The 15,369-nt window shown below is 70.5% G+C and carries 13 protein-coding genes; 11 read left to right on the top strand and 2 right to left on the bottom strand.

What is annotated here, in order from left to right:
* Positions 1-76: 76 nt before the first annotated feature.
* From ACTWPP_RS17035 to ACTWPP_RS17020, 4 genes are read left to right on the top strand one after another with little or no spacing between them, the layout of a single operon-like run.
* Positions 77-1,042 carry a branched-chain amino acid ABC transporter permease gene (locus tag ACTWPP_RS17035; protein WP_443105238.1) on the top strand — a complete coding sequence of 322 codons (966 nt, stop codon included), beginning with the start codon at positions 77-79 and terminating at the stop codon, positions 1,040-1,042.
* On the top strand, positions 1,039-2,205 hold the full coding sequence (locus ACTWPP_RS17030; protein ID WP_443105237.1) for a branched-chain amino acid ABC transporter permease: 1,167 nt from the start codon (positions 1,039-1,041) through the stop codon (positions 2,203-2,205). Before ACTWPP_RS17035 ends, ACTWPP_RS17030 begins: the two co-directional genes overlap by 4 nt.
* Positions 2,206-2,252: 47 nt before the next feature.
* Complete coding sequence (locus ACTWPP_RS17025; protein WP_443105574.1) at positions 2,253-2,993, top strand: ABC transporter ATP-binding protein; 741 nt, start codon at positions 2,253-2,255, stop codon at positions 2,991-2,993.
* Positions 2,983-3,804, top strand: coding sequence for an ABC transporter ATP-binding protein (locus tag ACTWPP_RS17020; protein ID WP_443105236.1), 822 nt, complete (start codon positions 2,983-2,985; stop codon positions 3,802-3,804). Before ACTWPP_RS17025 ends, ACTWPP_RS17020 begins: the two co-directional genes overlap by 11 nt.
* 99 nt (positions 3,805-3,903) lie before the next feature.
* Here the strand turns inward: ACTWPP_RS17020 and ACTWPP_RS17015 are convergent, their stop codons facing one another.
* Positions 3,904-4,509, bottom strand: a complete 606-nt coding sequence (locus ACTWPP_RS17015; protein WP_443105235.1) for a DUF4352 domain-containing protein — start codon at positions 4,507-4,509, stop codon at positions 3,904-3,906.
* Between the two features lie 268 nt (positions 4,510-4,777).
* Positions 4,778-5,131: a PaaI family thioesterase gene (locus ACTWPP_RS17010; protein ID WP_443105573.1), complete on the bottom strand. Its 354-nt coding sequence runs from the start codon at positions 5,129-5,131 to the stop codon at positions 4,778-4,780.
* A 126-nt stretch (positions 5,132-5,257) separates the two neighbouring features.
* Here ACTWPP_RS17010 and polA point away from each other — a divergent pair, with 126 nt between their 5' ends.
* The 7 genes from polA (at position 5,258) to ACTWPP_RS16975 (ending at position 15,367) form a co-directional block, all read left to right on the top strand.
* The gene (polA, locus tag ACTWPP_RS17005; protein WP_443105234.1) at positions 5,258-7,948 is read left to right on the top strand and encodes a DNA polymerase I; all 2,691 of its coding nucleotides are present in this window, start codon (positions 5,258-5,260) and stop codon (positions 7,946-7,948) included.
* A gap of 546 nt (positions 7,949-8,494) precedes the next feature.
* A complete protein-coding gene (locus ACTWPP_RS17000; RefSeq protein ID WP_443105233.1) occupies positions 8,495-9,565 on the top strand; it encodes a polysaccharide deacetylase family protein in 1,071 nt (356 codons plus the stop codon).
* Positions 9,566-9,816: 251 nt separating this feature from the next.
* The gene (gene rpsA / locus ACTWPP_RS16995) at positions 9,817-11,325 is read left to right on the top strand and encodes a 30S ribosomal protein S1 (RefSeq protein ID WP_443105232.1); all 1,509 of its coding nucleotides are present in this window, start codon (positions 9,817-9,819) and stop codon (positions 11,323-11,325) included.
* Positions 11,326-11,509: 184 nt separating this feature from the next.
* Positions 11,510-13,486 carry an endonuclease/exonuclease/phosphatase family protein gene (locus ACTWPP_RS16990; protein ID WP_443105231.1) on the top strand — a complete coding sequence of 659 codons (1,977 nt, stop codon included), beginning with the start codon at positions 11,510-11,512 and terminating at the stop codon, positions 13,484-13,486.
* Between the two features lie 36 nt (positions 13,487-13,522).
* Entirely contained in the window at positions 13,523-14,014 is a 492-nt protein-coding gene (locus ACTWPP_RS16985) for a GNAT family N-acetyltransferase (protein WP_443105230.1), read from the top strand.
* 47 nt (positions 14,015-14,061) lie between these two features.
* On the top strand, positions 14,062-14,667 hold the full coding sequence (coaE, locus tag ACTWPP_RS16980; RefSeq protein ID WP_443105229.1) for a dephospho-CoA kinase: 606 nt from the start codon (positions 14,062-14,064) through the stop codon (positions 14,665-14,667).
* A gap of 406 nt (positions 14,668-15,073) precedes the next feature.
* A complete protein-coding gene (locus tag ACTWPP_RS16975; protein WP_443105228.1) occupies positions 15,074-15,367 on the top strand; it encodes an SSI family serine proteinase inhibitor in 294 nt (97 codons plus the stop codon).
* The last annotated feature ends 2 nt before the right edge of the window (positions 15,368-15,369 follow it).

Raw genomic sequence — 15,369 nt, 5'->3', positions numbered from 1 at the left:
ACGCCTATCGACCCCTCATGGCGCGGGAGCGGGAGCGCTACAGCGCTCCCGCTCCTTCTGACTAAGGCGACCCAAGGTGCTCGACGACTTCATCAATCAATTCTGGCCGTCGACCATCGACGGCCTGGCGCTGGGCGCGATCTACGCGCTCCTGGCGCTGGGCTACACGATGGTCTACGGCGTCCTGAGACTGATCAATTTCGCGCATGCCGACATCTTCATGGTCGGCACGTTCGCGGCGCTGTGGACCGTGCGGTCCATGGGCGTCTCCGACGTCGGCGGCTTCGCGCTGGTCGGGGTGGTGGCGCTGACGGTCCTTGTGGCCGGTGTCGTCGGCGGCGGCGGCGCGATGGTCCTGGAACGGGTGGCGTACCGTCCGCTGCGGAAGAAGGGAGCCTCCAGGCTGGCCGCGCTGATCTCGGCCATCGGTGCGTCGATCTTCATTCAGCAGCTGTTCGCGACGCTGATCATCCCGCCGGTGTTCGGCACGTCCGACGCGGGCGGGAGGCTGCCCGTCGATGAGCACTTCAAAGAGCTCACGAACGTGGTGGACGCCGGGCCGATCCAGATCAGCAACGAGAAATTGATCATCTTCTTCGGCGCGGTGCTGATGATGGTCGCGCTCGACCAGTTCGTGAACCGGACGAAGCTGGGCCGCGGTATCCGTTCCACGGCGCAGGACCCGCAGACCGCGGTGCTGATGGGCGTCAACATCGACCGGGTCGTCTCGGTGACGTTCGTGGTGGGCGGTGTCATGGCGGGCGTCGCCGCGGCGCTGTACTTCCTGCGGTTCGAGGCCACGAACTACTTCGTGGGTTTCCTGCTCGGCATCAAGGCGTTCACGGCGGCGGTGCTCGGCGGGATCGGCAACATCCGGGGCGCCCTGGCCGGCGGTTTCGTGCTGGGGCTGCTGGAGATGTACGGTTCCAGCCTGTTCGGATCGGAGTGGCGGGACGTCGTCGCGTTCACGGTGCTGATCCTGGTCCTGATGTTCCGTCCCACCGGCATTCTCGGTGAGTCCCTCCAGCAGGCGCGCGCATGAACCTTTCGAAGAACGGCAACGGCAACGGCAACGGCAATGGCGGCCGGTTCGGTCCGGCCCTGTCCTTCGATCCGATGCGGCGCTGGTGGGCGGGTGCGTCCGGCCTGCAGCGCTGGGCGGTGTACGGCCTGCTCATCCTGGGCGCGGTCTTCCTGCCGAGTGAGGCGATCGGCAGCTTCATGGCGCCGGGCGGCAGCAGCTGGCCGTCGATGCTCAGTGACCAGATCGCCATCTACGTGCTGCTGGCGATCGGCCTGAACGTCGTGGTCGGCATGGCCGGCCTCCTCGACCTCGGGTACGTGGCGTTCTACGCGGTGGGCGGCTACACGATCGCGATCTTCGCCGTCCGGTATCACTGGAGCTTCTGGGAGGCGCTCGCCCTGGCGATCGCGTTCTCGGCGCTGTCCGGGCTGATCCTGGGGGCGCCGACCCTGCGGCTGCGCGGTGACTATCTGGCGATCGTGACGCTCGGCTTCGGCGAGATCGTGAAACGGACGGCGAACAACAGCTCGTTCGTGAACGGCCCGCGCGGCGTGCAGGGCATTCCGCACCCGCCGTCGCTCTCGGAGTTCGAGATCCTGGGCGTGCAGCCGCTGAAGTACGGGCTGCTGGACTCGCGGCCGTACTACTACATGCTGCTCGCGTTCATCATCATCGCGATCATCTTCGTCAAGCGGCTGGACAGATCCCGGGTCGGCCGGGCGTGGGCGTCGATCCGTGAGGACGAGGACGCCGCCGAGCTGATGGGCGTGCCGACGTTCCGGTTCAAGCTGGCCGCGTTCATGATCGGCGCGGCGATCGGCGGCAGCGGCGGCGTGGTGTTCGCTGCGAAGCAGACCTCGATCCTGCCGGCGAACTTCGAGTTCATCGTGTCGGCGCTGGTGCTGGCCGCGGTGGTGCTGGGCGGCTCGGGGCACATCCCGGGTGCGATCCTGGGCGCGTTCGTGGTGGCATGGCTGCCGGAGCGGTTCCGGTTCCTGGAGGAGTACCGCATGCTGATCTTCGGTGCGGCGCTGGTCCTGATGATGATCTTCCGTCCGGAGGGTCTGTGGCCGTCGCGGCAGCGGAAGGCAGAGCTCGCGGAGGGCACCGGCGGTATGGGCAGCCTGGGAGCCGAGGTCGGCGGGCCCGACGGGCATGACGCCGCGGAGGTGAGCAAGTGAGCGGTGCGGAGGAGCGCGAGCCGGTTCTGGAGCTGCGCGAGGTCGTGATGCGCTTCGGCGGCGTCGTGGCGCTCAACAAGGTCGATCTCACGGTCCGCGAGGGCCAGATCTTCGCGCTGATCGGCCCGAACGGCGCGGGGAAGACGACGGTGTTCAACGTGACCACCGGCGTCTACAAGCCCACCGATGGCGACATCGTCTTCGACGGGAAGCGGATCAACGGCCAGAAGCGCTTCGCGGTCACGAAACTGGGCATCGCCCGCACGTTCCAGAACGTGCGGCTGTTCCACAACATGACGTCCCTTGAGAACGTCCTGGTGGGCACGGACGCCCATCACCGGACCGGGGTCGTCGGGGCGGGCCTGGGGCTGCCGTGGCACCGGCGCGAGGAGCGCCGGGGCCGGGAGCGGGCCCGCGAGCTGCTGGAACTGGTGGGGATCCCGCACCGGGCCGAGGAGGCGGCGAAGAACCTGCCGTACGGCGACCAGCGGAGGCTGGAGATCGCGCGGGCGCTGGCGACCGGGCCGAAGCTGCTGCTGCTGGACGAGCCCGCCGCGGGCATGAACCCGGCGGAGAAGGTGGCGCTGCAGGATCTGATCCGCAGGATCCGCGACACCGGGGTCACGGTGCTGCTCATCGAGCACGACATGAGCCTGGTGATGGGGATCAGCGACCGGATCGCGGTGGTGGACTTCGGACAGAAGATCGCCGACGGCCTCCCGGCCGACGTGCAGAACGATCCGCGGGTGATCGAGGCGTATCTGGGGGCTCCGGCCGATGCTTCTTGAGATCGATGACATTCACGTCCACTACGGAAAGATCGCGGCGCTGAAGGGCATCTCGGTGTCCGTCGACGACGGCGAGATCGTGTCGCTGATCGGCGCGAACGGCGCGGGCAAGTCGACGACGCTGAAGACCATCTCGGGTCTGCTCTCGCCGTCGTCGGGCGCGATCCGTTTCGACGGCCGCGACATCAGCAGGATGCCCGGGCACAAGCGGGTGACGGCCGGGATCGGGCAGGCCCCGGAGGGGCGCGGGATCTTCCCCGGCATGACGGTGGAGGAGAACCTCCTGATGGGCGCGTACTCCCGCAAGGAGAACGTGTCCAAGGAGCTGACGGAGGCGTACGAGCTGTTCCCGCGGCTCGCCGAGCGCAAGTCGCAGGCGGGCGGCACGATGTCCGGGGGCGAGCAGCAGATGCTCGCGATCGGGCGGGCGCTGATGGCCAAGCCGAAGGTGCTCCTGCTGGACGAGCCGTCGATGGGGCTGGCGCCCATGCTGGTCCAGCAGATCTTCGAGATCGTCCAGGAGATCAACCGGCGAGGTACGACGGTGCTGCTGGTGGAGCAGAACGCCCAGCAGGCGCTTCAGATCGCGAACCGCGCGTACGTGCTGGAGACGGGCCGGGTGGTGAAGGCGGCGCCGGCAGGTGAGCTGCTGGACGATCCGCAGGTGCGCGCGGCGTATCTCGGCGGCGCGAGCGGCGAAGACCTGGCCGGGGCGGAGTCCGTGTCCGCGGACGCGGAGCCTCCGGACGCGGCGGGCGCCGCGAAGCCCTCCCCGCCGGCGGACGGCCCGGAGGAGGACTCGTCGCCGTAACGGCGGCCGTTTCCGCGATGCGCGCCCGTCCGGTCCGGTTCATCCGGGTCCGGGCGGGCGCGTCCCGTCGCGTGGCGTCGCGGTCGCGGGTCCGGGCGGTCAGGGAAGCGGGATCTCGGCGGGCGCGGGGTCGCTGACGGCGCCGACCGGCGGGGAGCCGTAGAGGCGGACGGCCTTGACCTTCGCGCCGTGCGGCACGTCGAACCAGAGGTCGAACTCGACGCGCATGGACGATCCGACGGAGAACCGCTCCGGCTGCCGCTTGATCATGGTGGCGTTGATGTCGGGGGAGTGGGTCCCGCCGTCGGTGGTGACGAGCCGTTGTTTCCAGGTGTCGAATATTTGGGTGTCGCGGCCGGTGTTGACGGCGAGGACGCGGATCCGGGTGAAGGCGCCTTCGGCGCCCATCACGGCGTGGGTGCCCATGACGTCGGTCATTCCCTCGCGGAAGCCGAGGACGGTGAACCGCATGTCGGCGCTGCGGCCGGCCTTGCCTTCGGTGACGGTTTCGCCCTCCCGCGCCTTCTCGGCCGGGATCTCGTAGGTGGGGCGGCCACCGGCGTCTCCGGTGCCGGAACAGCCCGCCAGTGTGATGGCCGCGGTGAGCGTGAGCGCGGCGCCCGCGAGGGCGGTGCGTGGACGCGGCCCCCAGGTGCGCGTGCGGTGGGGGCGCGGGTAGCGGGGGCGCATGGAACCGGGGCGCATGGTCGGAACGTACGGCCGGTCGTGGGGCGGGGTGAACCGGCCGGAGGGTTTCGCAACGCAACCGCAACCGGTGACGGTCATACGCCGGTGTCGGCGAAGCGGGGGAGCCGGGCGGAACGGGGAACCGTGCCCGGACATGCGTTGACCCGGGATCACCTTTGGGGCCGTACGAACCTTCCCCGGGCGCGTACGTTGTCTACTCGGTGATCCCGGGCCGCTTTGATCCACGCTACAGACCCGGGGGCGCGCATCGCAAAGAAAGCGCGCATCAGGTGCCGGGGGCGTCCCGCAGCATGCAGGTGAGCCGCGCGGTGCAGACCCGCCGGCCCTCGTCGTCGGTGACCACGATGTCGTAGGTGGCGAGGGTGCGGCCGCCGTGCGTGCGGGTCGCCACACCGGTGACGTACCCGTCGGTCGCGGACCGGTGGTGGGTGGCGTTGATCTCGATGCCGACGGCGATGCGGCCGGGGCCGGCGTGCAGCGCCGCGCCGGTCGACCCGATCGACTCGGCCAGCACGCAGGACGCGCCGCCGTGCAGGAGCCCGTACGGCTGCGTGTTGCCCTTCACCGGCATGCGTCCCACGACGCGTTCCGGCGAGGCCTCCAGGCACTCGATGCCCATCGCCTTGCCCAGGTCGCCGTACACGTCCGGTCCGAAGGCGGCGGTACCCGCGGCGGGCTGCGTCCCGGGGTTGTCAGTCACTTACGCCTCCACAAAACTGTCGTACGCGCAGACTAGAGTCCTGGTGTGGCGACGACAGCAGCGACCCCTGACAAGCGTGACCGGCTTCTCCTGCTCGACGGGCATTCTCTGGCCTACCGGGCGTTCTTCGCGTTGCCCGTGGAGAACTTCTCCACGACCGACGGGCAGCCGACCAACGCCGTGTACGGCTTCACCTCGATGCTCATCAACGTCCTGCGGGACGAGCAGCCCACCCATATCGCGGTGGCGTTCGACCGTTCCGAGCCGACGTTCCGGCACGAGCAGTACGTGGAGTACAAGGCGGGCCGGCAGAAGACGCCGGACGAGTTCCGCAGCCAGGTCAGCCTGATCTTCGAGGTGCTGGACGCGCTGCGCATCCCGCGGCTGTCGGTCGCCGGGTTCGAGGCGGACGACATCATCGCCACGCTGTCGGTGCAGGCCACGCAGGCCGGCCTGGAGACGCTGATCGTCACCGGCGACCGGGACGCGTTCCAGCTCGTCAACGACGACGTCACGATCCTGTACCCCGTCCGCGGCGTGTCCGAGCTGTCGCGGATGGACCCGGGCGCCGTCGAGGCCAAGTACGGCGTCCCGCCCGAGCGGTACCGCGAGCTGGCCGCGCTGGTGGGCGAGAGCAGCGACAACCTGCCCGGCGTGCCCGGCGTCGGCCCGAAGACCGCCGCCAAGTGGCTGACCAAGTACGGCGACCTCGACGCGCTCGTCGACCGGGTGGACGAGATCAAGGGCAAGGCCGGCGACAGCCTCCGCGAGCACCTCGCCGGGGTCCTGCGCAACCACCAGATCAACAAGCTCGACACCGAGGTCGGGCTGGAGCTGACGCCGCCGCAGCTGACGATGGGCCAGTGGGACCGCGAGGAGATCCACACCCTGTTCGACTCGCTGCAGTTCCGGGTGCTGCGCGAGCGGCTGTACGCGACGCTGTCGGCGGCCGGGCCCGAGGCCGACGAGGGCTTCGACGTCGAGGTGGACGCGCTGGAGCCCGGCGCGCTCGGCGCCTGGCTGGAGGCCAACTCCGGCGACCGGCTCGGCATCGCCGTCACCGGCTCCTGGGGCCGCGGGACGGGTGAGATCACCGCGCTGGCCCTGGCGTCCAAGAAGGGGCCCGCCGTCCACCTGGACCCGGCCGAGCTGATCGAGGACGACGAGCGCGCCCTGGCCGCCTACCTCGCCGACGCCGCGCGTCCCAAGGCGATCCACGAGGCCAAGGGGCCGATGCTGGCGTTCGCGGCGCGCGGCATGACGCTGGAGGGCCTCACCAGCGACACCGCGCTCGCCGCCTACCTGGCGCTGCCGGGGCAGCGGACGTTCGACCTGGCCGACCTCGCCCTGCGCTACCTGCACCGCGAGCTGCGCAGCGAGACCGAGGACACGGGGCAGCTCACCCTCGACGGCTCCGGCGAAGAGGAGGCGGCGCAGGCCCTCGCGGTCCGTGCGCGCGCCGTCACCGAGCTGGCCGACGTCCTCGACAAGGATCTCGACAAGCGCGGCGCGACCCGGCTGCTGCACGAGGTGGAGCTGCCCCTCGTCGGCGTCCTCGCCGACATGGAGCGCGCCGGCATCGCGGTCGACGGCGACCACCTCGCGGGCATGTCCGCGTCCCTCGGCGGCCAGGTCAAGGAGCAGGAGCAGCTGGCGCACACGGCCGTCGGCCGCGAGTTCAACCTCGGCTCGCCCAAGCAGGTGCAGCAGGTCCTGTTCGACGAGCTGAACCTGCCGAAGACCAAACGCACCAAGACCGGATACACCACCGACTCCGAGGCCCTGACGAACCTCGCGGAGAAGGACCCGCACCCCGTCCTGGACCACATCCTCCGCTGGCGGGAGGTCGCCAAGCTCAAGAGCATCGTCGACTCCCTCATCCCGATGGCCGACGACGCCGGCCGCATCCACACCACGTTCAACCAGATGATCGCCGCGACGGGCCGGCTGTCGTCCACCGACCCGAACTTGCAGAACATCCCGATCCGCACCGCCGAGGGCCGCCAGATCCGCGAGGCGTTCGTCGTCGGCGACCCCTACGAGTCGCTCCTGACCGCCGACTACTCGCAGATCGAGCTGCGCATCATGGCGCACCTGTCGGAGGACGAGGCGCTGCTGGAGGCCTTCGGGACCGGCGCCGACTTCCACACCATCACCGCGTCCCGCGTGTTCGGGCTGCCGCCCGAGCAGATCGACTCGGAACTGCGCGCCCGCATCAAGGCCATGAACTACGGCCTCGCCTACGGCCTGTCGGCGTACGGCCTCTCGCAGCAGCTGAGGATCTCCCCGGACGAGGCGCGCGGCCTCATGGAGGAGTACTTCGAGCAGTTCGGCGGCGTCCGCGACTACCTGCGCGACATCGTCGCCAAGGCCCGGCAGGACGGCTACACCGAGACGATCCTCGGCCGCCGCCGCTACCTGCCCGACCTCAACTCCGACAACCGGCAGCGCCGCGAAATGGCCGAGCGGATGGCGCTCAACGCCCCCATCCAGGGATCGGCCGCCGACATCATCAAGGTCGCGAGCCTGCACGTCGACCGCGCCCTCCGCGCCGCGGGCCTGACGTCCCGGATGCTGCTACAGGTCCACGACGAACTCGTCTTCGAGGTCGCCCCCGGCGAACTCGACGACCTCACGTCCCTCGTCAGCACCGAAATGGCCGGCGCCTACGACCTCCGCGCCCCCCTCAGCGTCTCCATGGGCACCGGCAACACCTGGCAGGAAGCCGCACACTAGTTTTTTTTGCAGTTCCCTTGGCGTCGGGCCTTGGCGGCCCTCCTTCGGCGGGAACTGCGGTGCGATCGCTGCATCGCTCCGGCTCGCCTTGCGGCTCGCTGCGCGATCAGGTTCTCGCTTCGCTCGAACCTGCCTTCGGACGCGATCGCGATTGTGGAGGTTGTCGCGTGGTTGCGGCGACGGCTGAGGTCGTCGTTCTCTTTGAATACGCCTGCGGCCCTGTGACCGGCGTTCTCCGCCACGCGATCCCCGTGTGCGTCCCAGGGCCTCTGTGCGGCTCTGCGTGCGTCTGTGCCGCCCCTGGGCGCCCCTCCGGCGTTCTGGGCCGGGGGACGTCGTGGATGGACGCCTTTTACCGCGGGTTTTCGGACTTGGCCGGATGTGGGGCGGGCGGGGGGTGGTGCGTGGGGATCATGCGGGTACGGGAGTGGGTGTCCGTAGATGTCCGGGGGCCCGTACGCTGTCCCCGGTTCCTGTTGGGGTCGACCGGCGGGGGGTAGCGTGCCTCTGCTTCACAAGATCGCTGGAGTCGTGATCGTCTGCGCCGTGATCCTGGGACTGACGCTCCCGGGGGACCGGCGGGAGCGCGACGGCAAGGACGAAGCGGCCGAGCGGGCCGGTGCCGCGTCCAAGACGCCCACCGCGCGAGCGGCCAAGGCGGGGGCCACGCCGGCGCCGGGGAGCGGGTCGCCGTCCGTGTCGGCGAGCGCGCCGATCCCGGCCGCGGCGCCCGGAGCGGCGGCGGTCAAGGCCAACGAGCTCGGCCAGGTGCCGGTGCTGATGTACCACCGGATCGTGGAGAAGCCGGACAGACCGCTGGACCGGTCTGCCAAGGAGCTGTACGACGAGCTGACACGCCTCGCCAAGGAAGGCTATTGCCCGATCACGGCGGCGGAGTTCGTCAGCGGCCGGTTCAACGTCCCGGCCGGGAGGCACCCCGTGGTGCTGACGTTCGACGACGGCACCCCGGATCATTTCGCGCTGGACGCGCAGGGCCGGCCGCGGGCCGGCACCGCCGTCGCGATCATCCAGCGGGTCGCCGGGGAGAATCCCGGTTTCCGGCCGGTCGCGACGTTCTACATGACCAGGGAACTGTTCGGGATGGAGGACGCGCAGGCGGCGACCGGGCTGAAGTGGCTCCAGCGGCACGGGTTCGACATCGGCAACCACACGATGAACCACCCCAACCTCTCCGGCTTGTCCGAGAAGGAGGTCCGGGAGGAGATCGGGGAGATCGAGGACCGGGTCGTCCGGCTGACCGGGAGGCACACGACCACGCTGGCGTACCCGTACGGGGCCCTGCCCGAGGAGCCGGCCTGGGCCAAGAAGGTGGACGGGCGTTACGCCTTCCAGGGCAACTTCGTCGCCGGCTGGCGGCCGTCGGCGTCGCCGTTCGACGAGGAGTTCGACCGGTGGGAGATCAGCCGGATCCGATCCGAGGGCAAGATCAAGGAGAACGACTGCAAGAAGTACTGCTCCACCGCGTGGCTCGAGCACCTGGACAAGAACCCGCATGAGCGGTACACATCTGACGGAGACCCGAACACCGTGACGTTTCCCAAGGCCGCCGAGTACCGGCTGGCCAAGGAGTACAGGGGTCGTGCGCGGACATATTGACCGGTGTGCCGCAGGACCCGCCGGGGGCTGGATTGACCTCGGGAGATTGGTCCCATATCCTGATCGCTGCGCTGTGGGCCTGCGCGCGCTTCGGACGGAGCAGGCTCGCGCTCGGTCAGGTCGGCGACAACGGTTCGGTTCACTGACGCGGCACGGTCCGCGTTCCCTTTCCGGTCCTCGGCAGGGCGGAAAACGGCCCTCCGCGCAGTAACCAATACGACTTCACTGTCCGTACCGGAGCCAGCCGACACATGACGAGCAGCACCGAGGCCACCTCGACCACCCCGCAGGTAGCGGTCAACGACATCGGGTCCGAGGAAGCCTTCCTCGCCGCGATCGATGAGACCATCAAGTACTTCAACGACGGCGACATTGTCGAAGGCACTGTCGTCAAGGTCGATCGTGACGAGGTCCTCCTCGACATCGGCTACAAGACCGAGGGCGTCATTCCCTCGCGTGAGCTGTCCATCAAGCACGACGTCGACCCGAACGAGGTCGTCTCCACCGGAGACCACGTCGAGGCCCTCGTCCTCCAGAAGGAGGACAAGGAGGGCCGGCTGATCCTGTCCAAGAAGCGCGCCCAGTACGAGCGCGCCTGGGGCACGATCGAGAAGATCAAGGACGAGGACGGCATCGTCACGGGTACGGTCATCGAGGTCGTCAAGGGCGGCCTGATCCTCGACATCGGCCTGCGCGGCTTCCTGCCCGCGTCCCTGGTGGAGATGCGCCGGGTCCGCGACCTGCAGCCCTACGTCGGCCGCGAGCTCGAAGCCAAGATCATCGAGCTGGACAAGAACCGCAACAACGTGGTGCTGTCCCGCCGCGCCTGGCTGGAGCAGACGCAGAGCGAGGTCCGCCAGACCTTCCTCAACACGCTGCAGAAGGGCCAGGTCCGCAAGGGCGTCGTGTCCTCGATCGTCAACTTCGGCGCGTTCGTCGACCTCGGCGGCGTCGACGGACTGGTGCACGTCTCCGAGCTGTCCTGGAAGCACATCGACCACCCCTCCGAGGTCGTCGAAGTCGGCCAGGAGGTCACGGTCGAGGTCCTGGACGTCGACATGGAGCGCGAGCGGGTCTCGCTGTCGCTCAAGGCGACGCAGGAAGACCCGTGGCAGCAGTTCGCCCGCACCCACCAGATCGGGCAGGTCGTGCCGGGACGCGTCACCAAGCTGGTGCCGTTCGGCGCGTTCGTCCGCGTCGAGGAGGGCATCGAGGGCCTGGTGCACATCTCCGAGCTGGCCGAGCGGCACGTGGAGATCCCCGAGCAGGTCGTCCAGGTCGGCGACGAGATCTTCGTGAAGATCATCGACATCGACCTCGACCGGCGCCGGATCAGCCTGTCGCTCAAGCAGGCCAACGAGGGTGCCGCCGGCATCGAGGAAGAGGACTTCGACCCGACGCTGTACGGCATGCCCGCCGAGTACGACGAGCAGGGCAACTACAAGTACCCCGAGGGCTTCGACGCCGACACCGGCGAGTGGCTGGAGGGCTACGACGAGCAGCGCGAGACCTGGGAGCGGCAGTACGCCGAGGCCCGGTCCCGCTTCGACGCCCACCGCAGGCAGATCGAGGAGGCCCGCAAGGCAGAGGCGGAGGCCGGTGCCGAGCCCGCGGCCGGTGGTACCGGTAGCGGCGGCGGCGGTGGAGGCGGAGGCGAGACCTCCTACTCCGGCGGCGGCGAGAGCGAGACGACCGGTGGCGCACTGGCCACCGACGAGGCGCTCGCGGCGCTGCGCGAGAAGCTCTCCGGCGGTCAGTGACAGCCCGCTGACCCCCGGCGTGCGCCGTCCGCGCGGGCCCGTTCCGACGGTCCCGCGCGACGGCCGGTGACGTCCTGGACACGGCCGGAGAACGATCTTCCGAGATCGCCTCCGGCCGTGCTCGGCGTTGTACCGCCCGCCGACACCCGCGAAGGTCCGCTCGTCCCCGGGAGCACTCGTTCAATTGGCCAGCACAGACGCCGGCGCAGACGTCGGCACAGACGTCGGCACCAGGACCGGTGGCCCCGCCGCTTCCGGGTCCTCCATCGTCCCGCAGGGCCCCGCCAGGCTCGCGCTGATCGCGGTCACGGTCGCGGTTCTCGCGCAGACGCTGCGGTTCTCGCTGCCCCAGCTCGACCATTTCGCCGACCAGACCGGCACCGCGGCCGCCGCCGCCGGAGTGCTGGTCGTGTACATCGCCGGATTCGCCGCGCCGCTGATCCGCCGCGCCGCCGGCCCGCGCGGACTGCTGCTCGCCGCGGTCGGCGGCCTGTTCGCCGTCCGGCTGCTCGCGCAGGCCGTCGAGCCGCGCACCTGGCTGGCGTTCGCCGGCACCGCCATCGGCATGATCGCCGTCGCTGCGCTGTACGAGGGCGCCCGCGGCCTGTCCGGCGTCGGGTTCGCCACCGCCACCGTCGCCGGCCTGTCGATCGACGCCGCGGTGCGGATGTGCTTCGCCACCTGGGACCCGGTGTGGCGTGACGGCGTCGGGCCGTGGCTGGCGTGCCTGGCGTTCGTCGGCGTCGGTGCCGCCGCGCTCTACCGGGAACTGGCGTCCGGTCCGGTCGCGGCGCCCGGGCTTTCCTGGCGGGACGCGCTCGGCGCGGCCGCGTTCGGGCCGTTCCTGGCGCTGCAGATCCTCGTGCTGTCCAGTCCCGCGTTCGTGGCGTCGTCCGGCTGGCAGTCCCTGACGGCCGCGCACGTCACGATCGTCGTCGGGCAGGGCCTCGCGCTGGCGTTCCTCGCCTCCGGCCTCGCCGTCCGTGCCGTGCCGGGCGGTGTGTGCGTGCTCGGCGGCACCGTCCTCGGGGTCGGCGCCGGCGCCGTCGCCGGGACGTACGCGATCTCCGGCATCGAGGTCGTGCCCATCGTGATCCTCGGGCAGGTGCTGTCGGCGTGGCTGCTGGCGGTGGCGTGCCGGGCGCCGCTGCGGCGCGCCGGGTCCGGCGGGCCGGTCTGGCGGGTGGACGCCGGCGCCGCGCTCGGCGGCCTGCTGATCGCCGCGATCCTCGTCCCGTACCAGGTGAGCGCCGTCTCCCCGTTGCCGTTCCCGAACAATCTGCTGCCCGGCCTCGCCGGGATCGCGCTCGGTGCGCTCGCCGCCATCGCCTCGGCCCGGGGCGGCCCGCTGCCGGCCCGCGCGCCGCTGCGCGCCCTCACCGCAGGCGCCGCCGCGCTCGGCCTGCTCGCCGGCACCCTGGTGTTCTCGGTGGCCGCGCCGGACGGGAAGGCGCAGGCTGCGCCCGTGCCGGGGCATGTGCGGGTGCTCAGCTACAACATCCACGACGCGGTCAACCAGGCCGGCCGCCTCGACCCGGAGGGCATCGCCCGCGTCATCGAGGGACAGCGCGCGCAGGTCGTCCTGCTGCAGGAGGCCAGCCGCGGGTCGCTGCTCTCGGGCACCGCCGACGTCGGCGTGTGGCTGTCGCGGCGCCTCGGCATGAAGCTGATCTGGGGCCCGGCCGCCGACGGCCAGTTCGGCAACGCGATCCTGACGTCGCTGCCGGTGCGCAGTTCGGGGACGGGCCGGTGGCCGCGGGGCGACTGGTCGCAGATCCGCGGCTACGTGTGGGCGCGGCTCGGTGTCGGCGACGCCACGATGGACGTGTGGTCGACGCACATGGAGGGCGGCGACGACCAGGCCGACGAACGCGTCCGCTCGATCGCGGCGCTGCTGCGGGCCTGGGGCGGCGCGCCCCGCACCCTGATCGGCGGCGACTTCAACGCCGGGCCCGGCAGCCCCGAACTGGCGGCCATGACCGACGGCACCGACCTGCGCAGCACCGCGATCGGGAACGACTCGTCCCCCACCAGGTCGGACGGGGCCCGCACCGACTGGATCTTCGGGTCGGACGGCATCCTCGTCACCGAGTACAACGTGCCGGTCTCGGACGCCTCCGACCACTATCCGGTCGCGGTGACCGTCCGGATCGGGCGCTGAGCAGACCCGGCGCCCCCGCGCCGCTAGGGTCGTCCCATGAGCGAACCGACGGTCGCGGTCGAGCGGGCGGGCCCGCAGGACGCCGGGGAGATGCTGACCGTCCAGCGCGCCGCCTACGTCGCGGAGGCGCAGCTGTACGGCGACCCGTTCATCCCCCCGCTGGTCGAGTCGGCCGAGCAGCTCCAGAAGGTGCTGTCGGGCGACGCGGTGGTGCTGAAGGCGGTGCTGGGCGGCCGTCTCGTCGGGGCGGTCCGCGCCCAGTTCAGCGACCACACGTGCCTGGTGGGGCGGCTCGTCGTCGTCCCCGATCTGCAGGGCCGCGGCATCGGCCGGCGGCTCCTCGCGGCGCTGGAGGACGAGGTGGCCGGACGCGCCGACGCGTGCGTGCTGTTCACCGGGCACCTCAGCGAGACGAACCTGCGCCTGTACAGGCGCCTCGGCTACGCCGAGACGCACCGGGAGCGCGTCGCCGCGCACCTCACCCTCGTGCACATGCGCAAGCCCCTCGTGCCCGCCGGAACCGCGTAGCCGTCCGGGCCGCCCCCGAGATCGCCGCAACCATTAGGGTGAGGCCCGTGCTGAAAGTGGGACTCACCGGCGGGATCGGGTCGGGCAAGAGCGAGGTGTCGGCGCGGCTCGCCGAACGCGGCGCCGTGGTCATCGACGCCGACAAGATCGCCCGGGAGGTGGTGGAGCCGGGCACGCCGGGCCTCGCCGCCGTCGTGGCGGAGTTCGGTGAGGACGTGCTGCTCGCGTCCGGTGCCCTCGACCGCGAGAAGGTCGGCCGGATCGTGTTCGCCGACGCCGGACGGCTCGCCGCGCTGAACGCGATCGTCCACCCGCTGGTGGGGGAGCGGATGCAGGAGCTGATGGACGCCGCCCCCGGCGGCGCGGTCGTGGTGTACGACGTCCCGCTCCTGGCGGAGAACGGCCTGGCCCCCATGTACGACGAGGTCGTCGTCGTGGACGCCCCGGAGGACGTCCAGCTCGACCGGCTCGTCGCCCGGCGCGGCATGACCGAGGAGGACGCCCGCGCCCGCATGGCGAACCAGGCGTCCCGCGCGGACCGCCGCGCCGTCGCCACCCACGTCATCGACAACTCCGGCACCCTCGACGACCTGAAGACCCAGGTCGACGCCCTGTGGGAGTCCCTCATCCGCCGCGCCGCCCAGCCGTCGTGACGGGGATGCCGTGACGGTCGCCGCCTGGCTGGGCCGCCTGGAGGCCGCCCAGCGCCCGCAGGAGGGTGTTCCAGCCTGCCGCGCCGCCGTCTGGAGGTGGCCGCCGGCCGCCCGGCCGGTGACCGATCGGCTCCCAGTGAAAGAATGGAAAGGCTGTTGCCCAATATGGCGCGCATCTGTTAGTGCGGAGAAGCTGGTAAGTGAAATACGGAACTTCTCCGCGACAGTTCTGTATGAACTATCCGTCTCCCTCTCCGCTGAACTCCCCTGCCGTTGTGACGTTGGACGCGTCCATGTGGGCGAGAGTCCTTCAAGGCTCTGAACAGGACAAACGTGCTACCGTATGAGGCTCGGCCGTTGTCGTCCGCCACCGCCGAGCTTCCTATCGGGGTGGCCGGTTTCGGACGTGGAGGACCTCGGAATTGATGATGTAATTGAGGTCGATTACTCCACGCTCACCTGCGAGCCGGCCGGCGGCACCCATCCCACCCCGGAGATCGCGTGTGCCGAACTCGCCAAGGCGAACGGGGACGTCTCGCGGGTTCCGTGGCGGCAGGGCTGGGCCTGCCTCCAGGTCTGGGACCCCGTCGACGCGACCGCGACCGGCTACTGGCGCGGCATGCCGATCAGGCCGTACTCCGAGACCATCACCAACGACGGCTGCGCCCGCATCGCGCACGGCCACGTCCTGGACTTCTGAAC

The organism is Actinomadura sp. 3N407, assembly GCF_052245875.1.
Taxonomy (GTDB): domain Bacteria; phylum Actinomycetota; class Actinomycetes; order Streptosporangiales; family Streptosporangiaceae; genus Spirillospora.
The sequence above is the reverse complement of the archived record's forward strand: the minus strand, read 5'-3'. Positions and strand labels throughout refer to the sequence as shown.